The 25,563-nt window shown below is 35.5% G+C and carries 28 protein-coding genes; 21 read left to right on the forward strand and 7 right to left on the reverse strand.

Annotation, left to right across the window (positions count from 1 at the left end; translation table 11 throughout):
* Positions 1 to 69 precede the first annotated feature (69 nt).
* From J0L69_09400 to J0L69_09450, 11 genes are all read left to right on the forward strand, one after another.
* Positions 70 to 480, forward strand: a complete 411-nt coding sequence (locus J0L69_09400; GenBank protein MBN8693402.1) for a hypothetical protein — start codon at positions 70 to 72, stop codon at positions 478 to 480.
* A gap of 69 nt (positions 481 to 549) precedes the next feature.
* Entirely contained in the window at positions 550 to 2,166 is a 1,617-nt protein-coding gene (gene pckA, locus J0L69_09405) for a phosphoenolpyruvate carboxykinase (ATP) (GenBank protein ID MBN8693403.1), read from the forward strand.
* Between the two features lie 79 nt (positions 2,167 to 2,245).
* A complete protein-coding gene (locus tag J0L69_09410) occupies positions 2,246 to 3,661 on the forward strand; it encodes an aldehyde dehydrogenase family protein (GenBank protein ID MBN8693404.1) in 1,416 nt (471 codons plus the stop codon).
* Positions 3,662 to 3,771: 110 nt separating this feature from the next.
* On the forward strand, positions 3,772 to 4,575 hold the full coding sequence (locus J0L69_09415) for an alpha/beta hydrolase (protein MBN8693405.1): 804 nt from the start codon (positions 3,772 to 3,774) through the stop codon (positions 4,573 to 4,575).
* Entirely contained in the window at positions 4,575 to 5,312 is a 738-nt protein-coding gene (locus tag J0L69_09420) for a PAS domain-containing protein (protein ID MBN8693406.1), read from the forward strand. The genes J0L69_09415 and J0L69_09420 overlap by 1 nt, the downstream gene beginning before the upstream one ends.
* A gap of 97 nt (positions 5,313 to 5,409) precedes the next feature.
* Positions 5,410 to 5,796, forward strand: a complete 387-nt coding sequence (locus J0L69_09425; GenBank protein MBN8693407.1) for a DUF1987 domain-containing protein — start codon at positions 5,410 to 5,412, stop codon at positions 5,794 to 5,796.
* Between the two features lie 130 nt (positions 5,797 to 5,926).
* Positions 5,927 to 6,340: a DUF1987 domain-containing protein gene (locus tag J0L69_09430; protein ID MBN8693408.1), complete on the forward strand. Its 414-nt coding sequence runs from the start codon at positions 5,927 to 5,929 to the stop codon at positions 6,338 to 6,340.
* Positions 6,341 to 6,405: 65 nt separating this feature from the next.
* Positions 6,406 to 7,392 (forward strand): aldo/keto reductase, encoded by a 987-nt coding sequence (locus J0L69_09435; protein MBN8693409.1) that lies wholly within the window; start codon positions 6,406 to 6,408, stop codon positions 7,390 to 7,392.
* A gap of 49 nt (positions 7,393 to 7,441) precedes the next feature.
* Entirely contained in the window at positions 7,442 to 7,744 is a 303-nt protein-coding gene (locus J0L69_09440; protein ID MBN8693410.1) for a GIY-YIG nuclease family protein, read from the forward strand.
* A gap of 191 nt (positions 7,745 to 7,935) precedes the next feature.
* Positions 7,936 to 9,009 (forward strand): CoA transferase, encoded by a 1,074-nt coding sequence (locus J0L69_09445; GenBank protein MBN8693411.1) that lies wholly within the window; start codon positions 7,936 to 7,938, stop codon positions 9,007 to 9,009.
* Entirely contained in the window at positions 9,009 to 9,443 is a 435-nt protein-coding gene (locus J0L69_09450) for a GNAT family N-acetyltransferase (GenBank protein ID MBN8693412.1), read from the forward strand. Before J0L69_09445 ends, J0L69_09450 begins: the two co-directional genes overlap by 1 nt.
* Here the strand turns inward: J0L69_09450 and J0L69_09455 are convergent.
* Together J0L69_09455 and J0L69_09460 are read right to left on the reverse strand one after the other, a co-directional pair.
* Positions 9,440 to 10,495 (reverse strand): hypothetical protein, encoded by a 1,056-nt coding sequence (locus J0L69_09455; GenBank protein MBN8693413.1) that lies wholly within the window; start codon positions 10,493 to 10,495, stop codon positions 9,440 to 9,442. The two genes, J0L69_09450 and J0L69_09455, sit on opposite strands and share 4 nt — an antisense overlap.
* Before the next feature lie 97 nt (positions 10,496 to 10,592).
* Complete coding sequence (locus tag J0L69_09460) at positions 10,593 to 11,192, reverse strand: sigma-70 family RNA polymerase sigma factor (protein MBN8693414.1); 600 nt, start codon at positions 11,190 to 11,192, stop codon at positions 10,593 to 10,595.
* 276 nt (positions 11,193 to 11,468) lie between these two features.
* Here J0L69_09460 and uvrA point away from each other — a divergent pair, with 276 nt between their 5' ends.
* The gene (gene uvrA, locus J0L69_09465) at positions 11,469 to 14,297 is read left to right on the forward strand and encodes an excinuclease ABC subunit UvrA (GenBank protein ID MBN8693415.1); all 2,829 of its coding nucleotides are present in this window, start codon (positions 11,469 to 11,471) and stop codon (positions 14,295 to 14,297) included.
* Here uvrA and J0L69_09470 read toward each other — a convergent pair.
* The 4 genes from J0L69_09470 to J0L69_09485 form a co-directional block, all read right to left on the reverse strand.
* Positions 14,294 to 14,461: a hypothetical protein gene (locus tag J0L69_09470; GenBank protein ID MBN8693416.1), complete on the reverse strand. Its 168-nt coding sequence runs from the start codon at positions 14,459 to 14,461 to the stop codon at positions 14,294 to 14,296. The genes uvrA and J0L69_09470 overlap by 4 nt on opposite strands.
* The gene (locus J0L69_09475; GenBank protein ID MBN8693417.1) at positions 14,442 to 14,771 is read right to left on the reverse strand and encodes a hypothetical protein; all 330 of its coding nucleotides are present in this window, start codon (positions 14,769 to 14,771) and stop codon (positions 14,442 to 14,444) included. The genes J0L69_09470 and J0L69_09475 overlap by 20 nt, the downstream gene beginning before the upstream one ends.
* A gap of 149 nt (positions 14,772 to 14,920) precedes the next feature.
* The gene (locus J0L69_09480; GenBank protein ID MBN8693418.1) at positions 14,921 to 15,538 is read right to left on the reverse strand and encodes a thioredoxin family protein; all 618 of its coding nucleotides are present in this window, start codon (positions 15,536 to 15,538) and stop codon (positions 14,921 to 14,923) included.
* 37 nt (positions 15,539 to 15,575) lie between these two features.
* Positions 15,576 to 16,007 (reverse strand): thioredoxin family protein, encoded by a 432-nt coding sequence (locus J0L69_09485; protein ID MBN8693419.1) that lies wholly within the window; start codon positions 16,005 to 16,007, stop codon positions 15,576 to 15,578.
* 108 nt (positions 16,008 to 16,115) lie between these two features.
* Between J0L69_09485 and J0L69_09490 the strand changes: the two genes are divergently transcribed.
* The 9 genes from J0L69_09490 (at position 16,116) to J0L69_09530 (ending at position 24,425) form a co-directional block, all read left to right on the forward strand.
* A complete protein-coding gene (locus J0L69_09490; protein MBN8693420.1) occupies positions 16,116 to 16,862 on the forward strand; it encodes an FkbM family methyltransferase in 747 nt (248 codons plus the stop codon).
* Complete coding sequence (locus tag J0L69_09495) at positions 16,855 to 17,607, forward strand: class I SAM-dependent methyltransferase (protein ID MBN8693421.1); 753 nt, start codon at positions 16,855 to 16,857, stop codon at positions 17,605 to 17,607. Before J0L69_09490 ends, J0L69_09495 begins: the two co-directional genes overlap by 8 nt.
* A 3-nt stretch (positions 17,608 to 17,610) precedes the next feature.
* Positions 17,611 to 19,029, forward strand: coding sequence for a glycosyltransferase (locus J0L69_09500; GenBank protein MBN8693422.1), 1,419 nt, complete (start codon positions 17,611 to 17,613; stop codon positions 19,027 to 19,029).
* 104 nt (positions 19,030 to 19,133) lie between these two features.
* Positions 19,134 to 21,179: a tetratricopeptide repeat protein gene (locus J0L69_09505; protein ID MBN8693423.1), complete on the forward strand. Its 2,046-nt coding sequence runs from the start codon at positions 19,134 to 19,136 to the stop codon at positions 21,177 to 21,179.
* On the forward strand, positions 21,180 to 21,815 hold the full coding sequence (locus tag J0L69_09510) for a response regulator transcription factor (protein ID MBN8693424.1): 636 nt from the start codon (positions 21,180 to 21,182) through the stop codon (positions 21,813 to 21,815).
* A 107-nt stretch (positions 21,816 to 21,922) separates the two neighbouring features.
* On the forward strand, positions 21,923 to 22,684 hold the full coding sequence (locus J0L69_09515) for a hypothetical protein (GenBank protein ID MBN8693425.1): 762 nt from the start codon (positions 21,923 to 21,925) through the stop codon (positions 22,682 to 22,684).
* Positions 22,685 to 22,698: 14 nt separating this feature from the next.
* A complete protein-coding gene (locus tag J0L69_09520) occupies positions 22,699 to 23,121 on the forward strand; it encodes a hypothetical protein (protein ID MBN8693426.1) in 423 nt (140 codons plus the stop codon).
* Positions 23,122 to 23,163: 42 nt separating this feature from the next.
* Positions 23,164 to 23,664 (forward strand): GNAT family N-acetyltransferase, encoded by a 501-nt coding sequence (locus J0L69_09525; protein MBN8693427.1) that lies wholly within the window; start codon positions 23,164 to 23,166, stop codon positions 23,662 to 23,664.
* Entirely contained in the window at positions 23,661 to 24,425 is a 765-nt protein-coding gene (locus J0L69_09530) for a patatin-like phospholipase family protein (protein ID MBN8693428.1), read from the forward strand. The genes J0L69_09525 and J0L69_09530 overlap by 4 nt, the downstream gene beginning before the upstream one ends.
* Here J0L69_09530 and J0L69_09535 read toward each other — a convergent pair.
* Positions 24,422 to 25,342: an endonuclease/exonuclease/phosphatase family protein gene (locus J0L69_09535; GenBank protein MBN8693429.1), complete on the reverse strand. Its 921-nt coding sequence runs from the start codon at positions 25,340 to 25,342 to the stop codon at positions 24,422 to 24,424. The genes J0L69_09530 and J0L69_09535 overlap by 4 nt on opposite strands.
* Between the last annotated feature and the right edge of the window lie 221 nt (positions 25,343 to 25,563).

Below are 25,563 nucleotides of genomic sequence, written 5' to 3' on the forward strand. Positions count from 1 at the left end.
ATATCATGTGGCACCAAACTTGCCTTTCCTAAAATAATTAGCATATTTACAACGTAAAAAGAAACACTTATGAAAAACATTGCAATCGTACTTTTCGGCAGTCTTGCTTTGATATTAGCAAGCTGTAAAGCAAAATCGAGTACAAAAACTGCCTCAAATACTTCAGTCACTCAACCTATGGTAACCAACGGAGAACAAACTATTAAATACCGCCTCGTCGTATCCTTTACAAGCCATGCTTCCGGTATTGATGCCGCGAAATATGATTTGATTTTAAACTATATTAAAGGGCATGCTAAAAAACCGGCTTATGATGAATTGCCAATGGGGCGTGAGGGCGAACGTGATGTTTGTATGCTACTAAAAGAAATGAACAGCTCAGAGCAAAAGACCTTCATTGAGGAGATCAAAAAACTTGCTCAAGGCTCTGACAGAGTGGTTGTTAACGAAAATTTAGAAAGAACAAAACGCGCACAATAATTGTGGAAAAACGGGCCTCTAAAAGCCCGTTTTTTTATTACCTTTGCACATCTTAAATCTCTTATTAAAATGAACGAAATCGGATTAAAAGCTGAGAATTTTTCTGTAGCTGATCTCGGCCTTTCTAATGTTGAAATGGCTTACTGGAATCTTCACCCAAGTGAATTAGTTGAAGACACAATTTCGCGCGGACAAGGCGTGTTAACAGATGTAGGGGCTTTGGCCATCGATACCGGAGAGTTTACCGGACGTTCTCCAAAAGATAAATACGCCGTTGTAGATTACAATACCAAAGATTCTGTTTGGTGGGGTGATGTAAACAACCGTTTTGAAGAAGATAAATTCGATAAATTACACCACCGCATGTTGGCTTACCTTGGCGGGAAGGAAATTTGGGTACGCGATGCTTACGCTTGTGCTGATCCTAAATACCGTATTAATATTCGTGTTGTAAACGAGCATTCTTGGAGTAATTTATTTTCATACAACTTATTCTTACGTCCAACTCGTGAAGAAATTAAACACTTCAAACATGATTGGTTAATTTTAAACGCACCGGGCTTTAAAGCAGATCCTAAAATCGACGGAACCCGTCAGCACAATTTCGCTATTATCAACTTCACCAAAAAAATCATTTTAATTGGTGGTACAGGTTATACCGGCGAGATTAAAAAATCAATTTTCACTGTATTAAACTACGTATTACCACACGAGCAAAAAGTATTATCTATGCACTGCTCTGCCAATATTGGTAAAGATGGTGATACTGCTATTTTCTTCGGTTTATCAGGAACAGGTAAAACTACCTTATCAGCTGATCCGAACCGTAAGTTAATTGGTGACGATGAACATGGATGGTCAGATACAGGTGTATTTAATTTCGAAGGTGGTTGTTATGCAAAATGCGTTGACTTAACCGCTGAGAAAGAGCCACAAATTTTCAATGCCATTAAGTTTGGCTCTTTATTGGAAAACATCAATTTTTACGATGATACAACCACAGTTGACTATGGCAACATCAGTAAAACAGAAAACACACGTGTAAGCTATCCTGCAAATTATATTGATAATGCAGTTACTCCTGCTGTAGGAGATATGCCTAAAAATATCTTCTTCTTAACAGCCGATGCATTTGGTGTTTTACCTCCAATTTCAAAATTAACGACGGCACAAGCTATGTATAATTTCATTAGCGGTTATACAGCTAAAGTTGCGGGAACTGAAATGGGAATCACCGAACCAACAACAACCTTCTCGGCTTGTTTTGGTAAAGCTTTCTTGCCATTACACCCAACAAAATATGCCGAATTATTAGGTGAAAAATTAAAGAAACATCCAAATGTAAATGTTTGGTTAGTAAACACAGGATGGGTAGGCGGTTCTTACGGTGTAGGAAGTCGTATTAAATTATCATATACTCGTTCATTAATCACAGCAGCATTAACCGGCAAATTGGATAACGTTGAATATGGTACAACCAAATTCTTCGGATTAAAATTCCCTAAGGTTTGTCCGGATGTTCCTACTGAAATCTTAGATCCACGCAACAGCTGGAAGGATAAAGATGCGTATGATGCAAAAGCGAAAAATTTAGCTGAACAATTCATTAAGAATTTTAGTCAGTATGCTTCTGCCGCTAACGAAGAAATCTTATCTGCAGCTCCAAAAGTTGAAGTGGTTGCTTAATTTTATTCTATAACAAAACGAAAAGCCATTCCTAACACGAATGGCTTTTTTGTTTTTAAATATTATATTTGTTTAAGGCATGGAAACGTATAAAATATATTGTGGAGGTGAATTTATCACAACAAACGAATCGCTTTCGGTAATTAATCCTTACACGAACGAAGCATTTGCACAAACCTTCCTTGCCAATGAAAGCACGCTTGAAATTGCGATTAATTTAGCGCTCTCTGCCAAAGAAAAAATGAAGGAACTTCCTTCTTACAAAAAATCGGAAGCACTTCAACAAATCGCATTCGAAATAAAAACGAACCGTCAACACCTTGCGGAAGTTTTATCGAAAGAATCTGCCAAACCAATAAAATACGCGCTAAGCGAAATTGACCGTGCCGCTCAAACTTTTGTGGTGGCTTCGGAAGAATGTAAACGCTTACCAAAAGAATATATATCACTTGACTGGACGCCGAACGGAGAAAAAAGGGAAGGATTGGTCAATTATTTTCCTGTTGGAGTTGTAGCCGGCATTGCGCCCTTCAATTTTCCGATGAATTTAGCAGTACATAAAATTGCACCGGCCATTGCTGCGGGTTGTCCCATAATTTTAAAACCGGCTTCCTCTACTCCCCTTTCCACTTTAGAACTCGCAAAAATTATAGATAAAACAAGTTTGCCGAAAGGCGCTGTTTCTATTCTTCCCATGACGCGACAAACCGGAAACTTACTGGTAACTGATACTCGAATAAATCTCCTGAGTTTTACCGGCTCACCTGAAGTTGGATGGCCTATGAAAGCCCAATGCGGCAAAAAGAAAGTGGTACTCGAATTAGGCGGCAATGCCGGCGTCATCGTAACAGAAAGCGGATTGAATGAAAACACTGTTGCCAAGTGTGTGATGGGAGCTTTTGCTTACAGCGGACAAATATGCATTCATGCGCAACGGATTTTTGTTCACGAAAAAATATTTAATGCCTTTATAAAAGAATTCTTACAGAAAACTTCCGCCCTGAAATTTGGCAATCCCTTATTGCAGGATACAGATGTGAGTGATATGATTGATGAAGGCAATGCTCAACGTATTGAAAGCTGGATAATGGAAGCCGTGACAAAAGGTGCTAAAATATTAGTTGGGGGGAAACGTACCGGAAAGTATGTTGAGCCAACCATTCTCACCAATTGTAACAATACAATGAAAATTTATTGTGAGGAAGCCTTTGGTCCAATAGTATGTGTTGAAACATATAACGGTAAGATTACCGAGGCTGTTAATAAGGTGAATGACAGTAAATTTGGATTACAATGCGGTGTTTTCACCAATGATATTTCTGAATTAAATGAATGTTATAAGCATTTAGAAGTAGGTGGAGTTATCCATAATGATGTGCCAACCTTAAGATTTGATCACATGCCTTACGGCGGAATTAAAGAAAGTGGTCTTGGACGTGAAGGGGTAAAATACGCCATTATGGACATGCTGGAGCCTAGAATTCTGGTGAAATAATTTTTATTTTTCTTTAAATATGCTATCATTGTGAACGAACTTTCGGTTACTATGATACTAACGGCTATACCCCTCCTCTTCAAAACTTACATTAATTCATTTATTTCCATATGATCTCTCATTGTTATATCCATGGCCTGAGTGTGTATCATAAAGGCGATATCAAGAAAAAAGCGGTTATTTTCATTCATGGCAATTCATTAAGTTCAAAAACATTCCAATCTCAACTTGAGAATCTTCCATTTCCGGTATTGACATTTGATTTACCGGGACACGGATTGTCGGATAGACACAGCGATTATGAAAGCATTTATTGTTTGCCGGGATATATTACGGCGTTAAAAAACATTATCACTGAATTAGAAATGAGTGATTATATTTTGGCAGGTCATTCTTTAGGAGGACATATTGCTATTGAAGCTACAGAGGAATTACCTCAAACAAAAGGCTTATTCGTATTCGGCACTCCGCCAATTGGTATTCCGCCTCAAATGGACAAAATGTTTTTACCGAATCCAAACATTGCGCATTTATTTAGTAAAGATATTTCTGAATCGGATGCTATGACAGTTGGCACGGAATTTGTATTCAATAACCAAACCCTTGCAGCTGATTTGAAAGCTATGATATTAAATACTGACGGTAATACACGATTAAATTTGGGCGTTTCCATCGGCAAAGGTCAATTTAAAAACGAAAAAGGATTTGTGTCTAAAACCAATTTACCAATCTGTTTAGCACATGGCAATAAAGACACATTAGTGAATTTAGAATACATTAAAGAATTATCTATTCCTAACTTATGGAATAATAAAATTAATATTCTTGAAAATGTGGGACATATTCCTCAAATGGAAAATGCCGAAAAATTCAACTCACTTACTATCGATTTTTACAAATCCGTCTTTTCATAATGGAAGCGAATAAAAGTAAGATATCCGAATACCTTGATTCTTTACAAGCTAAACTATCCAACAGGAAAGTAATTACCAAGCCGGTTAGTTATATTAGTAATTATCCGATTGCCTTAGGTCAATGTTTTTATGTATTAGATTTCAAAAGTAAAAAAGTAAGTTTTCAAAAAGGCATAAAGGAATTTTTAGGATATGAACCGCATGAATTTACATTTGAATTAGCCTCCAGTTATTTTCATCCGGATGATTTTGACATGGTAGAAAGATTAATGCGCGCCACACTAATGTTTGCCAGCGAAAACAATGTAAGCAAAGATGTCGCCTTTTTTCTGACGTATCGCATTCGAAAAAAGGATAATACCTATGTAAAAGTACTTCGACAATCTACCACTTATGACTTAGACGAGGAAGGAAAAATAATCAGTAACCTCTCTATGATATCCGACATTTCTTTCTTAAACACAGCTAACAAAGTGGAATGGAAATTTGATGCGCCCGGTTTAGATAAAGAAGAATTCCGAAAATATGTAACCAAAGAATATAAAGGTTTTTTCTCCGATCGGGAAACAGAAATTATTTTATTGGTAGATAAGGGATGGTCGAGTAAACAAATTGCTGAGAAATTATTTTTAAGTAAACATACTGTTGACACACACAGAAGGAAAATACTTAATAAAGCGCACTGCAAAAATGCCGTAGAACTCATTAACTTCTGTAAACACAACGGAATAATCTGATTTATCACATTCCTTAATCCATTAATCGGGTTTATTCATCTGTTAAGCGATTTTAGCTTTCTTATCGTTTAATTATGTAGACCTTTGCAGTCTAATTATGAATAACATCATCATTGAGGCTACAAAACGTACGCCTAAAATTGAATTTAACACAAATGGAAATTTACTGATCAGTGGAACTTCCATATCTGAGAATGCCATTGCCTTTTATCACCCGCTGATGAATTGGGTAAAAGAGTTTGTACTAACAAACCCTTCAAAAATAACTTTGATAATTAACTTAGACTATATTAATACATCAAGCAACACCTGTTTGCTAAAAATGCTGAGTGAAATTAAGGCGGGAATTAGCATTGCAGAACAACTCACCATCATTTGGAATTTCGATAAAGAAGATGAAGATGCGCAAGAACACGGAGAAATAATTCAGAAGTTAATCAAACATCCACTCAAGTTCATCCCTATTGATTACGAAAATAACTAATCGGGTTTCTCTCATTTCAATAACTTAACAAAAAGGCAATACCATCCGCAGGGTATTTAATCATTTCTTAATGATGAAATCCGCCTTGTATTCATCTACTTTACTCATCTTTGAGTATTGATTGAAAATTATGAATACAGTTATTTGCAGCCAGATAAAAATGGCTAATCTTTACATCGAAAAAACAAAGAAAACACCGGAAATTACCTTCCTAAAAAATGGTGATCTTAATTTTATTGGATGTTGCATACCGGAAGATGCCAACGCCTTTTTTCACCCTTTGATGTTATGGCTAGAAGATTTTACTAATAATCCATCCGATAGCGTTAATCTGCTGATCGATTTAGAGTACATTAATACATCGAGCACTACACACATACTTAAGTTTCTTAAAAGAACCATTGAAATAGGTATTGAGAAGTCAATGATCAAAATAGTTTGGAAGTATGATCCGGAAGATGAAGACGCCTATGAACAAGGCGAAATGTTGCAAAAAATCTTAAAGCATCCTATTCTACTGGTTTCTAATCAAATTAAAGGCTGATTCACACGCCCCTCTCCTTTCTTTTTAAGTAAAATACCAATACCTTTAAAGGTATAAATTTTGCTATGGAATACAGAAGACTAGGAAAATCAGGCTTACAGGTAAGCGCACTCAGCTTTGGTACCTGGATTACTTTCGGAAAACAAATTGATGATAAAACAGCTGATGCTTTATTAAGCACTGCTTATGATGCCGGTGTTAACTTTTTTGATAACGCTGAAATTTATGCGGCGGGTAAATCAGAATTAGTAATGGGTAAAATTTTAAAATCCAAAAACTGGGCACGCAGTTCTTATTGCGTTTCCAGTAAAGTGTTTTTTGGATATGAAGACAAATTGCCTAATCAGGTTGGTTTATCTCGCAAACATGTGATAGAAGGCTGTCACGCAGCTTTAAAACGCTTACAGGTTGATTATATTGATTTGTTCTATTGTCACCGCCCCGATAAAAACACACCCATTGAAGAAACTGTTTTGGCCATGAATACGCTGATTCAGCAAGGCAAAATTTTATATTGGGGAACCAGCGAATGGGCGAATGATGAAATCATGGCGGCCATTGCTGTAGCCAAGGATTTTAAAATAATCGGACCAACCATGGAGCAGCCGCAATACAACATGTTTGAACGTACCAAAATGGAAAAAGATTATTTACTGTTGTTCCGCGATTACGGCTTGGGAACTACCATTTGGAGTCCGTTATCCAGCGGATTGCTTACCGAGAAATACATCAATATGTCGAATGAAAAAACGCGATTAGACATAGATGGTATGGAATGGCTGAAGGAAAGAACATTGGGCGATGCAACGCGTTTAGAGAAAGTAAAAAAGCTCAATGAATTAGCTAAATCCATCGGAACTACATTACCTAAATTAGGAATTGCCTGGACAGTAAAAAACCCGCATGTAAGTACAACTATTCTAGGTGCAAGTCGTGTTGAACAATTAAAAGAAACTTTAACGTCATTAGAAGTGCTTCCGTTATTAACCAATGAAGTGATGGAAAAAATTGAAAGCATTTTAAATAATAAACCCGTATTGGCTCAGTATTAATCAATTCGTCATTGCGAGCGCTAGCGAAGCAATCTCAAATTAAAATGAAATGAAAAGAGGCGGTGCCGTATATATGTTGACTAATAAGAATAACACCACTATTTATACCGGTGTAACATCAGATTTACTGAAAAGACTCTATGAACACAGAACAGGAAAATTCAAATATAGTTTTTCAAACAGATATAATTTATATAAGTTAGTGTATTATGAAGGCTTTAACAGGATTGAAGAAGCTATTGCAAGGGAAAAACAAATAAAAGGTGGTAGCAGAGCAAAAAAGGAAATTCTTATAAATTCAATGAATCCTGATTGGAGAGATTTATCTTATGATTTAGGTTATGAAGATTAAATAACGCTATGATGTTTAATTTCGTCATTGCGAGCGCTAGCGAAGCAATCCTTAATAGAATAACTTCAAATAAAGGATTGCTTCGGTCGTACCTCCTCGCAATGACGGGTCGCCCGTTTAAAAATAAATTCTTAATTTAGCCATAAGTAGGGATTGCTTCGGTCGTACCTCCCTCGCAATGACGATTCTACATGAATAACATCTTTTCCAACTTAAAGGTAATTGAATTAGCCGGTGTGCTTGCCGGACCAAGCGTTGGTGTTTTTTTCAGTGAGTTGGGTGCAAAAGTCATAAAGGTTGAAAATAAAAAAACGCAAGGTGATGTTACCCGTACTTGGAAAATTTCAGCCGAAGAAAAAGGAAATGCACCAGGTGCTTATTACTGGAGTGTAAATACAGGGAAAGAAGTTTTATTCTTAGATATTACACAACAAGAAGAGTTAAATAAATTATACGCGCTTATTAAGGAGGCAGATATTGTAATTACCAATTACAAAAAAGGTGATGATGAAAAATTAAAAGTCGCCTACTCCCATCTCAAAACTATAAACCCTAAACTCATTTACGCTTCTGTCAATGGATTTGGACATGAAAGTTCAAGAACCGCTTACGATTTAATTTTACAAGCCGAGAGCGGATTTATGCAGATGAACGGTGAGAAAAATACATTACCTGTAAAAATGCCGGTTGCTCTCATTGATGTTTTAGCAGGACATCAAATGAAGGAAGCTATACTGATTGCATTATTAAAGCGTGAACAAACCGGAAAAGGTTCGCACATCTCTGTTTCACTATTCGATAGTGCATTAGCCTCCTTAGTTAATCAAGCTACCAATTGGTTGATCGCACATCATTTGCCGCAAGCGAGTGGCTCTTTGCATCCAAATATTGCACCATACGGAGAAATATTTAAAACCTCCGATAATCATTTAATCACATTTGCCATTGGAAGTGATAAACAATTTAAACAACTCTGTGAGTTATGCGAATTAACTCATTTATCTGAGCAAGAGAAATTCAGTACCAATCAAAACCGTGTGATTAATCGTTCCGAATTATTTGAATTACTGAAATTGAAAATAGAAACGAAATCATTCGAGACTATTTACAATTATTGTTTGCAGCATGATGTACCAATAGGTAAAATCAGAAACCTAAAAGAAGTTTTTGAATTACCGGAAGCACAAAACATGCTGAAGCATTTCAATGATAATGGCAACTCAAAAACAGTGGTACAATCCATCGCCTTTAAATTTTTAGATTAATGTTTACTGTTAAAGAAGCTCAGAATCCACAGGAAGTAGAACGCATTTTACAATTGCGCTATAAAGTGTTGCGCGCACCATGGAATCAACCCATCGATACCGCTACCGACACGATTGAAGAAAAATGCATCAATGCTTACATCGAAGATAACAAGGGTGAAGTTATTGCATGCGGACGATTACAGGAAAATGAAAATAAAATCGGGCAGATACGCTTTATGGCGGTGAGCGACGATTACCAGGGAAAAGGATTAGGAAAATTAATTGTGCAGCATTTGGAAAAGCGCGGACACGATTTGAAATTAAAATCCATTGAATTGCAAGCCCGTGAAAATGCTGTGAATTTTTACAAAAGCTGCGGTTATACTATCAAAGAAAAATCATTTCTGCTATGGGGAATTATTCAGCATTATTTGATGGAGAAAGTTATTTAGTCATAAAAAGTATACTCATAAGTATCTATTCCCAACTCACTTTCTCTTGACTTAAGTAATCCATTTTCGTAAAATGTATTTTTCGTTGATTCACCGTAACCAGGATAATAAGATTTAGGTTCACTTACAATAAGCTTACTATTCTTGTACGTATTCTTAAATCTGATGATTTCCTCATCTGATGAGTCAAAATACTTATTTACCCTATTTATATTTGTACAATATCCAAATTCATCATAATTTATAATCCATGATCTCAAATCCTTATGATTTTGAGTGTAGTAAAAATTAACTGAAATAATCTTACCATTCTTGAATTTTGTTATACTTTCTGCTTCAATACTATCTTTAAACCCAAAATCATAATTGCATTTAACTTTTATAGTAGTTGAATTTGGGTAGGTTATTTCCTTATATAAAAGTCCATTTCTAAACACTTTATTTAGCTTATCTCCCTTGTATATATATTTATACAAAACTTGTTTTTCATCAATAAGCATTGAATCGTTCAAAGCATTTTTCATAACAAGACAGTCTTCATTATTGATAAAATACATTATTCTGCCTTTAATATAAGCTCTCTTTGTATTAATGCTGTTTTTGTACAACTCACTAACTATATGGGTATCACCTTTTACTATAAATTCAATCCTAAAGTTTTGATTATAATTAATACTATCTTCTTTAGTAAATAATTTCGTCATTGGATAAATTCCATAGTAGGTACAGTAACCAAGATCATTATATCTGAAAACCCTAGTAAAGGAATAATCCATATGATGAAGCGCTAAAGGTTCTTTAATAAGAAAATCGAAATAAGGTCTGTCTACAGAATAAATACTGTCCAACTTGTATTTTCTAAAAGAATCGATTTTTATTGACTTGATTTTTCTACCTTTAATATCCTCTTTGAAATTTAAATTTGTTATTTCCTTATCTGGTATAACTTCTTCCATAAAAGCTAAATCAAATTCACAAGCCGAAATATCATTTTGAGCTTTTGTAATAAAAGAAAAAAATAAACAAATAAATATCCATATAAATTTCCCCATCAAGTATATAATGAATTCTTAAACCAAAGTTACTATAAAAACAAAAAATCCGGGACACACAACCCGGATTTTTTATTATTCAAGAACTCAATTAAAACTAAATAAACACTTCGCTCTTGCTCTCTTCTATCATTTTTTTCAAATTAATTAAGGCATAACGCATACGTCCTAATGAAGTATTGATACTTACATTACAGAAATCTGCAATTTCCTTAAAGCTCATATCATAATACATACGCATAATCACCACTTCCTTTTGTTCATCCGGTAAATTATTTACCATGGTGCGTATTTTGCGTTTAAAGCCGATAAATTCTTCATTCGATTTAAATCCGTCATCATCACTCGGAATTGTAGCAAACACATCTACTTCTTCTCCATCTTCGTTCACATACACCGGAACCGTAGGTAGTTTTTTGTTCTTACGGAAATGATCAATGATCAAATTGCGCGCAATGCGTAATACCCATGGTAAGAATTTTCCTTCTTCCGAATATTGATTTCGTTTTAAAGTTTGTATCACTTTAAAAAATGTATCCTGAAACAAATCTTCCGCCAAAGCTTTGTCGCGCACTACTAATAAAATCGAAGAAAAAATCCTGCGCTTGTGACGGTGCAATAAAACTGCTAGTGATTCTTCGTTGCCGTTGATGTAAAGCTGTACAAGCTCGTTATCTTCTAAACGTTGAATTGACATAATTATCCCTTTTTAAATAAGTAAAGTATAGGGTGTAAATGTCTATTCTATGGCAACGTTTTTAAGTGGTTATTAAAACAAATATAGAACTTAACTGTTAAATACAAAAACTTTACATTCGGCTTTGAGTGAATTGTAGATATGAATGAGTAAACGATTATTTTCAAAGATTGAAGCGAAAAAGGAAATAGATATTATTAACATGTTAATTATCAATATTTTAAATCTTAATAACAATACTATTCCATGCCTCAAACAAAGCGTAATTTTACGGCAATGAGTAATTCTTCCGACTTCAGCACCCTCAATCCCAAACAATTTATACTTATTAAGGGAGCCCGCATGCACAACCTGAAAAACATGGATGTGGCCATACCCCGAAATAAATTTGTGGTAATAACCGGCTTATCCGGTTCCGGCAAATCATCACTTGCTTTTGATACGCTTTATGCAGAAGGACAACGTCGTTATGTTGAAAGTTTATCCGCTTATGCGCGTCAGTTTTTAGGCCGCTTAGAAAAACCTCAGGTGGATTATATCAAAGGAATTTCTCCGGCTATTGCTATCGAACAAAAAGTAATTTCAAGAAATCCGAGAAGTACGGTTGGAACCATCACAGAAATTTACGATTACTTTAAATTATTATTCGCCCGTGTTGGAAAAACATTTAGTCCTGTTAGCGGGAAACAAGTTAAACGACACAACATTAGTGATGTAGTTGATTTTATAAACGGACTAAAAAACGAAAGCAAAACACTCATCCTTTCAAAAATTCATGTACCAAAAGGAAGAACCCTTGCGCAAACTATTGATCTTCTATCGCAGCAAGGCTTCACCCGTGTATTCATGAATAATACTATCCAAAAAATCGCGGATACTGATTTTAAAAAAATTAAAAATACAGAAGATTTGTTTTTACTTATCGACCGATTAGTTGTAAGTAATAATGATGAAGATTTTTTGAATCGTGTTGCGGATAGTGTTCAGACAGCTTTCTCAGAAGGCAACGGTGAGTGTTTTGTTTATGTGGAGAAGAGTGAAAATAAATACGAATCCTTTTTATTCTCCAACCTTTTCGAAGCAGATGGCATGAAATTCGAAGAACCGGATGTCAACTTTTTTACTTTCAACAATCCGATTGGCGCCTGCAAAACCTGTGAAGGCTTTGGAAGCATCATTGGCATCGATCCGGATTTAGTGATGCCCAATAAAAGTTTATCCGTTTACGACAGCGCTGTTGCGTGTTGGAATGGAGAAACCATGAGCTATTACAAAAAACAATTACTAAAGAACGCACATAAATTTAATTTCCCTGTACACAAACCGGTAGCCGAATTAACGAAAGCACAATTAGATTTATTATGGAAGGGCAACGAACACTTTGAAGGTATTAACGATTTCTTCAAAATGCTGGAGAAAGAAAGTTATAAAATTCAATACCGCGTTATGTTAGCGCGTTACAGAGGTAAAACAACCTGTCCGGATTGCCGAGGCACTCGCTTACGCAAAGATGCGAACTATGTAAAAATTGCAGATAAAAATATTTCCGATTTAATTTTAATGCCGGTGGCTGATTTGCTTCCATTCTTTAAAGATTTAAAATTGAATGAGCACGATACTAAAATCGCGAAACGTTTATTAACAGAAATCACCAATCGCTTACAATATCTGTCGGATGTTGGCTTAGATTACTTAACATTAAATCGTGTTGCGAATACGCTGAGCGGTGGCGAAAGTCAACGTATAAATTTAGCGACTTCATTGGGCAGCAGTTTAGTTGGAAGTTTATACATTTTGGATGAGCCTAGCATTGGTTTACATTCACGCGATACCGAACGCTTGATTAAAGTATTAAAGTCGCTTCAGCAACAAGGTAACACAGTGATCATTGTGGAACATGACGAAGAAATTATGCTCGCAGCCGATGAACTCATTGATATTGGTCCGGAAGCCGGCAGCGGAGGCGGAACTTTAGTTTTTCAAGGCACACACAAAGAATTACTCAAAGACAGTAAAAGTTACACAGCAAAATATCTTACCAATAAACTCAAAATTGAAACGCCATTTAACCGCCGTAAATGGAAAGAGTTTATTGAAATCAGAAATGTGAGTGACAATAACTTGAAAAATGTTACCGTTAAATTTCCTTTGAATGCTTTAACCTGTGTAACGGGTGTAAGCGGCTCCGGAAAATCTACATTGGTAAAAAAAGCGCTCGTGCCAACTTTACAACGTTACTTAGAGGGCTTTTTTGAAAATGTGAGTCACGATCATTTAATTGGCGGAAGTCTCAAACAAATTAAACAATTGGAGTTTGTTGATCAAAATCCCATCGGAAAATCATCGCGCAGTAATCCTGTAACGTATATAAAAGCTTACGATGACATACGGAATCTATTTGCCGATCAGGGTTTAGCTAAACAACGCGGATACAAACCTTCACACTTTTCATTTAATGTAGATGGAGGACGCTGCGAAGTGTGCGAAGGGGAAGGTCTGATAACAGTTGAGATGCAATTTATGGCCGACATACAATTGCAATGCGACACCTGCAAAGGACAACGTTTTAAGGCGGAAACTTTAGAAATTAATTACAAAGGAAAAAACATTTCCGATGTATTAAACATGACAGTGAGTGATGCTGTTCAGTTTTTCGGACAGGACAAAGAAAATCGTACCGCACAAAAAATAATTGAAAAACTGGAGGCGCTTGAGAGGGTTGGATTGGGTTATGTTCAACTCGGACAAAGCAGCAGCACTTTATCAGGTGGAGAAGCACAACGTATTAAACTGGCTTCTTTCCTAATTTATTTAAACAACACTTCTCCTACTCTTTTTGTGTTTGATGAACCAACCACAGGTTTACATTTTCATGATGTAGCCAAGCTTTTAAAATCATTCGAAGCATTGATTAATAAAGGACACAGCATTGTAGTAATAGAACATAATTTAGATGTTATTAAGTGTGCCGACTGGATTATAGATTTAGGTCCGGAAGGCGGAGAAAACGGCGGTACTGTTGTTTTTGAAGGCACACCGGAAGGTTTAGTGAACTGTAAGAATTCACATACCGGAAAATATCTGAAAGGGAAATTGAATAATTAAATATTTCCCGAACTATTCAGGAAATCTGAAAAAGAAATACAGGCCGCGAAAACTCTTGTCATAGCTGCATCCGATTTGATTGCTATTAATTCACGTTTCATGTTTTTCAGTTTTTCGAAACTCTTTTCCTTTGTACTTTTCTCTTTAGTTTTTGTTGTTCTCATAAAGCAAGTAATTTACTTGAAGCATCAATGCTGCTTCTGTTAATAATTCATAGAGGGATTTTAATTCGTCAGTATTAAAGGCAATCACCATGTTTTCGCATTCAGTTTTAAAATAAATTTTATCTCCGCTTAATAGCATTTCAGCATAATTACTATCGTAAGTATTTTGAACCTTTTTTACAAAGCGTAAAAATTCCTTCGCATTATATGCGACAAGCAAATTACCGAACCCTAAATGAAGATGATCGCATCCACTACATACCACAACACAACCAAACGAATTACTATTAATGATTTTAAAATTACACATGGTGTTTTATATACACCAAAATTCAGTTTTAAACAAAGCAGTTACAATACCGCAAACAGGTTAATAAACGGCAGGCTTAATAACAAAAAGCTGTTAGTATAGAATTATGATACCTTATTTATGGTAGAAAAAATGAGTGATTTAAAAAATCAGACCTCCATTTTGGATTTAATAGCCACAAGTAGATTAGTAATCTCATGCATTATGATTAAGCCTTTATCTTTGGCATACCATAAGTGTAAATTCTTTTCAAAATCTTCCCATGAAATAGTATCCTGATTTGCCTTCCAATGAAGCATGATTTCCTGAGCAGGTTTTGGGCGTGGTCCCCAAGTAGCAATTACATCAAAGTGATTTTTTTTCATGATTAACAACTTTGGTACCGACTTAGCCCCATTGGTTGAGTAAGCTTCCATTAAATCGGGAAAAGTATCACGTGAAATTATTTTATAATTAAGTTTTCCTTCTGATGATTCTACTATTTTCTGAATGACCGGAATAATCTGAGCACAATCACCACACCAGGCATCTCCTATTAACAACAAATCATAAGAAATATCTAAGTCTATTAATTGTTGCTTTAATTCTTCAGGAATTTGAACCGTTTTGTCAATTCGGTTCATGCGTTGTATATTGAGTTTAGTAAAATCAACCAACATTTTATCCTGATTGTTCCCGGTTGTTTTTCCTTGTGAAAGGAGTTCATCAACTAGTTGACGATATTCAGTGTATGATTTCCCCGTATTAAAAATGTGATTTAAATTCATAAAATAATGTTACTTTCTTTTAAAGGTCAAATTCGATTTACTTCACCTTCACCACTTTCTCTCCCAACTCCACAAACTGCCAGCTGTTATGAAAACCCACGGCGTTTTGAATCAATTCACCGCTCGGTTTAAAATACAGCAAGGTTGGATAATGTGTGATGCCCCATGGAGCAGAATATTTTAATCCTTCACCCTTTTCCATATCCATCGCTACATTAATGAAATTCTTATTATAAAACTCAATCACTTTTTTATCGGTGAAGGTCTGACTCTTCATCATTTTACACGGACCACACCAAGTTGCATATGCGTCCACAAAAACCAATTTATTTTCCTCTTTCGCTTTCACCAAGGCCTCCTGAAAAGTACCGGTGAAGAATTGCATTTCGGGGGAAACGACCTGTTCTTGTGCTTTGCTAAAAATTGAAATAAACAGCGCAATTATCAGAGTAAAAACATTCTTTTTCATAGTAATAAAGGTAAACAATCTTTTATTCAATTATCATTAGAGCCTCTTATAACCTCCGTTTATTATCTTAAAAAATCAAAAAAATCCCGTAAATTCAGGCTTTATTTTATGGCGGGTTCATTTAGCATAAAACTGGGAAATTTCTTATACAAAAATGCATATCCTTTGTATAAGTCTATGTACTCTGTTTTTAAAAACAAACAGGATGCGTTTGAGATTGCCATGCTTAAAAAACACATTAAACCCGGCGATACCATTGTGGATATTGGTGCCAACATTGGTTTCTACGCTAAAATCCTTTCTCAACTTACCGGACCTAACGGAAAGGTTCATTGCTTTGAGCCGGATGCTACCAACTTCCAGCACTTAAAGGTTGAAACGACCGGACTCACTAATATTGTTATCAATAACAAAGCGGTTGGACCAAAAACGGAAAAAATAAAAATCTACACATCAAAAAACCTGAATGTGGATCACCGCACTTATAAACCGGAAGAATACGACCGGGAAATAGAAATTGATGCCATTAGCATGGAAGATTATTTTGATGTGAATGTAAAAGTAGATTTCATCAAAATCGATATTCAAGGATTTGAAATGGAAGCGATGAAAGGTATGCATACATTATTGAAGGCTAACCATCATATTAAAATGATTTCTGAATTTTGGCCTTATGGTTTACGTAAAGCCGGAAGTTCAGTGAGCGATTATTACAATTTTTTGAAAAACATGAATTTCAATATTGAGTTATTGAAAGAAGATAAATTAGAACCTTTAAGCTTAGAGAAAGTTCAACAACTGGAACCTCTGGGCGAAGAACATTACTTTAATATTTTTGTATACCGTAATGTTTAAAAAATACGACATAGGTTTTAGTCTGGATGACCCCCGCACCACCCTGGCGCATCGTGAAATTATTCTGAATAAACCCTTTTTGAAACGTTTATATCAAGACTGGTATAAAGAATTTATGAGCGTTGCCAAATCGGTAAACAATGGAAAGTATTTAGAAATTGGATCCGGTGGCGGTTTTCTGAAAGAAGAATTCCCTGAAGTTATTACCTCCGACATATTGGATTTACCGGTAGTAGATAAAGTATTCAGTGCCGAGCAATTGCCTTACGGTGAAAATGAATTGGGCTGCATTATGATGCTGAATGTTTTTCATCACATTCCTAAACCCTATTTGTTTTTACAGGAAGCAGAACGCACTTTGGTAAAAGGCGGAAAAGTGGTGATGGTAGAACCCGCTAATTCGGCATTGGGAAGATTTATTTATAAGCGCTTCCATCATGAACCCTTTGTGGAGGATGGTCCGCGCGAAATTGAACCCGGTAACCCATTAAGTAACTCAAATCAGGCCTTACCTTACATTTATTTCGAGCGAGATTTGGAGAAATTCAGGAAGGATTTTCCTAAATTAAAAATCGTGAGTATTAAGTACCATTCGCCCTTTATGTACGTTTTGAGTGGCGGAGTATCCCGCAGTGCCATGATGCCTTATTTTATGTATGGATTTTTTAAAGGATTAGAAAAATTATTATCACCTTTGAACCGTCAAATCGGACTGTTTTGTACGGTTGTATTAGAAAAGCAATAAACGTTGAGCGACAAGAAAACATATTTTGATACATTGGCTAAGGCGCGTAAAAAACGCGGCATTAGCGCATACTACTGGAAAGAAATTACCAATTACAGCAAATACTTCTCGCATGAAGACAGCAGTGTATTGGAAATAGGTTGCGGCAGCGGTGATTTGTTGGCAGGCATTGATGGCAAACGTAAAGTGGGAATAGATTTCAGTGAAGAAATGATTGCCTGGGCGAAAGAAAAACAAAGCGATAAGACTATTGAATTTATGGTAATGGATGCCAATAACATTACCTTGAATGAAAAATTTGACTTAGTCATCATCAGTAATCTCATTGGGTTTGTTGACGATATTCAGAATGTATTTGAACAGGTAAAAAAAGTTTGTCACCCTAACACCAAAGTGATTGTACAATTTTACAATTCATTGTGGGAACCGGTGATAAAATTTGCGGAGTTGATTGGTTTGAAAAAGAAAACGCCTTTACAGAACTGGTTAAATTCGCGCGATATTAATAATTTATTATTCGTATCGGGATTTGATGTGTATCGTAATTCAAAGCGACTCATTTTCCCGGTCTTCTTCCCTATTCTGTCTTTTATATTAAATAAATACTTAGCGAAATTTCCATTCTTCCGTTTCTTTAGCTTAAACATTTACAGTTTTGCTAAACCATTACCGGAGAATGATGAAAACGTTTACAGTCAAAAATATTCTACAACCGTAGTTATTCCGGCACGCAATGAAAGCGGCAACATTGAAAATGCGATTACACGTTTACCTAAATTCGGAAAGCATGTAGAGATTATTTTCATTGAAGGTAACAGTACCGACGATACCTGGGAGAAAATTCAGGAGATTCAAAAGAAATACGCGGCCACTCACGATATAAAAATCGGTCAGCAAAAAGGTAAAGGAAAAGCAGATGCGGTGCGTGAAGGCTATAAAATAGCGACCGGAGATATTTTAATGATTCTGGATGCCGACTTAACTGTACCGCCCGAAGACATTCCTAAATTTTACAATGCCATCGCGAGTGGTAAAGGAGATTTTATTAACGGAACACGATTAGTTTATCCGATGGATAAAGAAGCCATGCGCTTTTTAAATTATCTGGGTAATCATTTCTTTAGCTGGGCCTTTACCTGGTTATTGGAACAACGTTTTAAAGATACTTTATGTGGCACTAAAGTAATGTTCCGAACCGATTACAATAAACTCACTAAAAACCGTAAATACTTTGGAGAGTTTGATCCTTTTGGAGATTTTGATTTGCTATTTGGCGCGCACAAGCTCAATTTAAAAATTGTAGAAGTTCCGATTCGATATCGCGAGCGTACGTATGGTACTACCAACATTTCCCGCTTCAAACATGGCGTGATTTTATTGCGCATGTGTGCCTTTGCCAGTAGGAAATGTAAATTTATTTAGTATCTTACCATTATATTTCATTGAGAAAAAAACTAACATATTTATTATGTGTGTTCACTTTTTGCTTAAGCTCTCAAAATAGGCAGATTGACTCACTCGTTTTATTGCTTAAAATTGATAAACCTGATACAACCAAGGTGAGTCATTTAAACTCACTCGCGTTTTTAATTTATACTCTAAATCCCGATTCTACTATTCATCTGGCAAAAGAAGCTATCACCCTTACCCGTAATTTATACAAATCAACGAAAAACACGGGATACCATGCTCTGAAAAAAAGAGAAGCCGAGTCGTACGGTAACATGGGTATAGGATATTGGTCTAAAGGCGAGTACTCTTTAGCGTTGCAAAACTATAATGAAGCCTTAAAAATTGAAGAAGAACTAAATAATAAATCAGGAATAGCAAAATGCTTGGGCAGAATTGGTGTAATATATCAGAATCAATCCGATTACACGGTAGCCTTGGAATACTACGCAAAAGCACTTAATATAGATGAAACAATTAATAACAAAACCGGTGTTGAACGACACCTCGGTAACATTGGAATAGTTTATCATAGACAAGGCGATTATCCGAAAGCGCTCGAATATTATTTAAGGGCGTTAAAAATAAACGAACAACTCGGTAACAAAAGTGGTATAGCCCGACATTTGGGAAACATTGCTACAATGTATGCCGACCAGGGAGATTTTGAAAAAGCACTTCAGTTTTACAATAAAACATTGAAAATAGATGAGGAGATTGGAAATAAACATGGAATCTCAACTCACCTGGGAAGTATAGGAATCATTTATACCGATCAGGCTGAACTTAGCACCAATGTAACAGACAAATCTGAGCTTTATAAAAAATCTCTTGATTATTATTTTAAATCATTAGCCATTGCTGAAGAACTTGGAGCAAAGAATTTAATTTCGATTTGGTTGGCTAACATTGGTATTGTATACGATAATCAAGCTGAAATTGCCTCCAACCCGTCTGAAAAAGAAGACTTGAATAAAAAGGCATTAGACTATTATCTTAAAGCCTTAGAGATTGACAAAGAACTTGGCAACAAAAGCGGAATGGCTATACGGCTTGGCAATATAGGCTCGTTATATACTGATATAAAAAAATATAATGAAGCTGAATTTTATTTATTAGAAGCATTAAAGCTTGATAAAGAAATAGGCGACATAAACATTGAAAGACAAGTCGAAGAATTACTTACCGAACTATACTCCAAAACTAACCGTCACCAACTTGCGTTTGAACATTACAAAAAAGCTGTGTTGCTAAAAGACAGTATTTTTAATGAAGAAAAAAACAACGAGCTCACACGTAAAGAAATGACTTATGAATTTGAAAAAAAGGAAGAAGCCGCAAAACGTGAACAGGAAATAAAAGATACCATAAAACAGGAAGAGATAAAGCGCGAAAGATTAATTTACTGGTCGGCTAGCGGAATTGTTTCACTCAGTTTAATTTCATCGCTTTTGCTGTTTAATCGCAAACGACTTAAGGAAAAGAATAAGTTTCAGCAGCAACTTAACAAACAGCAAAAAGAGCAGGCAGTGGCAGTGATGGAAACACAGGAAATGGAAAGAAAACGGATAGCGGAGGATCTGCATGACAGCTTAGGTCATTTATTATCTACAGCGAAATTAAACCTGCAAACATTACCTCAGGAAAAGCAAGTTCAGAACTCATTAACACTTCTTAACCAGGCTTCCGACGAGATAAGAAATATAACTTTTAATCTTATGCCGCATACCTTAGAAGAAGGCGGATTAATTCCCGCGCTGGAGGAACTTGCTAATAAGGTAAACAATTCAGGTACTGTTCTGGTAAACCTTCAAATCCACAATATGGAAAAGTTTAACTTAGAAAAACAATCGCAGTTTAATATTTACAGAATTGTACAGGAAGCGGTAAACAACATTCTCAAACACGCAGGAGCATCTGAAATAAGCATTCAGGTTATCGGACAAGAAGATCACATTACCATTATGATTGAAGACGACGGAAAAGGATTTAATCCCCAAACAAATAAAACCGGTAGAGGATTAAAAAACATTGTTACCCGATCGTTATGGTTAAAAGGTAATATTAATATCGATTCTACTCCCGGAAAGGGAACTACAATAACCACAGAATTTCCAGCATAAATGAAAAAAATTACTATAATAATCGCCGATGATCACCGTGTTTTTATTGATGGCATGAAAGCTTTATTAAAAGAGGTAAACGAATTGGAAGTTGTTGCTGATGCTGAAAATGGTTCTCAACTAATTGAACAAGCTATAAAGTACAAACCCGATATTATCTTAACAGACATACAAATGCCCGGTAAAGATGGTATTGAAGCCACTAAAGAAATACAGAAACTTCATAGAGATATTAAAATAATAGCATTAACTATGCTCAATGAAACTTTGTTTATCAAGAAAATGCTTGATGCCGGCGCTTCCGGTTATATTCTGAAAACAACTGATAAACACGAATTGATAGAAGCTATTAAAAAAGTTGCTGCCGGAGAAAAATACTTTAGCACAGAGGTAACTTCACGGTTAATGAATAATTACTCGGAAAAATCTTCAAACCCTAATGATCTGCTCACCAAAAGAGAAAAAGAAATCTTAAAATATATAGCAAAGGGATTAACTGATAAAGAAATAGCCGAAATTGTTTTCTTAAGCCCTCTTACTATTACCACTCACCGAAAAAACATACTCAGTAAACTTGGACTTAAAAACAAAGTTGAATTGACACGATTTGCAATTGAACATAACCTTCTCGATTAAACCCGTTTTTCCGGCACTACCCCTTTTGGGGTATTTTCAAATATCCCCCTTACAGGCGATGCAATCCGTTTAAAAGAATAACACCTTTGTGTTATAAATTTTAAATGATGAAAAACATTACTACAACACGGTTAATTTTAATATTCATTGCTATTCTTAATACAAGCCTAAAATCTCAGGATTTAATTATCAAAACCAATGGCGACTCGATTAAAGCCAAGATTACTGAAGTAGGAACGATAGGTATATCATTTAAAAAAACTGATTTTCCTGATGGTCCCACATTTGTTGTAAGTAAATCCGAAATCCTGATGGTTAAATACAGTAACGGTAAAACAGAACAATTTAATGCTGCAATAACTACAAATACAATGTCTGCGGGTAGCTTTACAAATGGTATCAACTCAGGTACAAATTCGGTAATAACAAATTCTAATTCCGCGATACCAGGCACTCTTTCTGGCAACCAACAAACCGACAGTAAAACAAAAATTGAAATGATCGATTCGAAAAAATTTACAATAAATGGACAAAAAGCCAGCAGAAAGGAAGTAGACAAACTATTAGGTAAATCTAAAAATCCCGCTATTTTGGTTCCGTTGAAAGCTGCAAAAATGACAAAAACCGCACAAAAAATCGTAAAACTCACTTCCATTCCTACTTCTATAGGAGGCGGGTTTAGTACGTTAGTAACCGGCATAGATATGTACAATGATATAAGACGAAGAAGAGACAATACTCAAACCTATACAAACGCGCTAATGAGCCTTGTAGGTACTTTAACTTTACCTATTACAAATAAAATACTTAAAAACAAAAGTGATAAGATGTATGAAAAACTGATTGACATGTACAATTTAACGAACTAACAACGTATAAGAAAATGAAAAAACTTTTATTTACATTATTAATTATTGCGGCACTCGCGTCATGCATTAAAAAGAAAGCATTGAATTACGATCCTGAACTTGTCGGAACCTGGGTTAGCAATCAGGATAGCGTAAACACATGGCTTGTAATTTTACAAGATGGGCAGGGCAGCTACTCCACCTACGGTAATGATGAAGCTGATGCCTCAGGTGAGGTAAAATATAGTTTGTTTGAGAAAAAAATGTGGGTGGGTAAAAAGAAATTTAAAGTCACCATGTGGCTAACCGGAAAAACAGATGGCGTGAGTAGCATTACAACCAAAGAAAAAGGTACACTAAAAGACACCACTTACTACATTGACATGAAAATGATTCTAAAAAGTACAGGCGTTATTAACGGCCGATCAATCACTTTCTATAGAATTAAAACAAATTAAACTCTTTCACAAAAACACTATTATTTGTTGTAAATTTATTCCATGGAATTCAAATTACGCCCATGGAATAAGTCGGATTTGGAAAGTTTGGTAAAACACGCCAACAACCCAAATGTTGCCAAATTCATGACCAATGGCTTTCCGTATCCTTACACTAAGGCGCATGGCGAAAAATGGCTGGAAATAGCAACGACAACTCACGCTTCCAATTTTATGTGCATTGAAATTAATGGCGAAGCTGCGGGTGGTGCCGGCATACATTTACAGCAAGACATCATGTGTAAAAACGCTGAATTAGGTTATTGGCTCAGCGAAGAATACTGGGGAAATGGTATTATTCCAAAAGTAGTTTTACAAGTTGTTGACTATGGTTTTAAAAACTTTGATATCACTCGCATTTATGCCCGTCCGTTTGGTAATAACCAAGCCTCACAACGCGTGTTGGAAAAATGCGGTTTTAAATTAGAAGCCAGAATTGAAAAAAGTATTTTCAAGAATGGTGAATTTTTGGATGAACTAATTTACGCTGTCAGAAAATCATGAAACAGATAGGACTTGCTCTTTCAGGTGGTGGCGCTCGTGGTTTTGCTCACCTTGGTGTATTGAAGGTAATTGATGAACTCAATATAAAAATCAGCGCTATTTCGGGCACGAGTGCAGGCGCTTTATTTGGCTCTATGTACGCGGCCGGTTATAAACCCGATGAAATACTAAAAATCGGAAAAGCGGCCAAACTATTTAATTTTCCTAATATTCTATTCGGAAAATCGGGTTTCTTTAACACACAAGGATTTGAAGAAACCATTACGCGTTACATACCCGATAATTCTTTTGAGAAATTAAAAATTCCTTTCACTGCTGTTGCAACGGATATAGTAAACAATAAAACAGTGTATTTGAATTCAGGTGAGCTGGCCAAAAGTGTAGCAGCATCGGCTTGTATTCCTCTCATATTTGAACCAATCCATTTAAACGAAACATACTTACTCGACGGTGGTATTTTAAATCAATTGCCAATTGAGCCTTTATTGGAAAACGACAACCATATTATAGGTGTTCATGTAAATTCAATGAGTAACAAAATTGAGGATTTACATATGAAGGATATGCTGGATCGCAGTTTTCATTGTGCATTAGGGCAATCCGTTTATTCTAAAACTCATGCTTGTGATGTTTTTATTGAGCCACCTGATATGAGTCGCTTTGGTATGTTTGATTTCAATAAAGCGGACGATATTTTTGATTATGCCTACAACTATGCCTCTTCAATCCGCGCAGAAATCGAAGGCATCAAGTTTGTTTAATTCTTTTCGAGTTGAAAATATCCGGTTATTGGATAGTGGTCAGTGAATGTTTCATCACACACTTCAAAAGCATTACATTTAATTTCTTTATCGTGTAAAATGTAATCAATTCTGAATTTTGGGAATTTACCCTCATATGTTCTTCCAAATCCACTCCCCTTCTCTACAAAAGCATCTTTTAATTCCTTACTGATTATCCGATAAGCATATGAAGCCGGCGTATCATTGAAATCCCCGCAAACGATAACTTTATAAGGACAATTTTTAATGCTGTATGCTACCTTTTCGGCTTGCTCAGCGCGTTTCACAAAAGCGCGTTTTAATCGCCTTAAAATACTTTTTGAATTCTCCAGTTCATCCTGTGCATCATCTGAATCTAAAGCATCATCAATAAATTTATAATCTTGTTTACTAAAACTTATCGATTGCAGATGCATATTATAAACACGAACGGTGTCTTTATTAATTAAAAGATCACTATAAATACATATATTATTAGACTTCGTATTAAAAACGATAGTTCCTTTATTGATAATCGGATACTTTGAAAAAGTAGCTAAACCGAAATGATTATGTCCGTACGCAATGGATGTATACTCAACATGATGATACTTTGTATTGAGTGCGTTTACAACAGTATCTATATTATGTAATCCGTCTTCACGGTTTGAATTATAAAATTCCTGCAAACACAAAACATCCGGATTAATTTCCTGTAATGAATTAATAATATGCTGCCGCGATTTTTTATTTTTACTCCAATTGTACAAATCGAAGAGCATACTATTGTAAGAGGTTACCTTTATATCACTATTGGATCCTTTATTGGTAATTGTAATTTGAAAATATTTGTTGAATGTAAAAAAGGTAACCAAGATGCCAAAAGCGGAAATTAAGGCAAGGCGGCGAAATTGCATGAGCCAAAATATACTAAACAATATATTTATGATAACTACATAGGGATAAGCCAATCCCATAAAAGCAATTAACCAAAATAGTTGAGGAGAAATGTATTTTGCAATTGCCCCCGTTAACAGGGCAAGCACTGCAAAGTAATTAAGCCATAAAACAATCTTATTAAAGCGAGATAATTTTCGTTGTTTACGCACCTGCGCCATTTGCCTTAATTCGGCCAGTG

Source organism: Bacteroidota bacterium (assembly GCA_017303905.1).
In the GTDB taxonomy this organism is placed as follows: domain Bacteria; phylum Bacteroidota; class Bacteroidia; order B-17B0; family Aurantibacillaceae; genus JAHEYG01.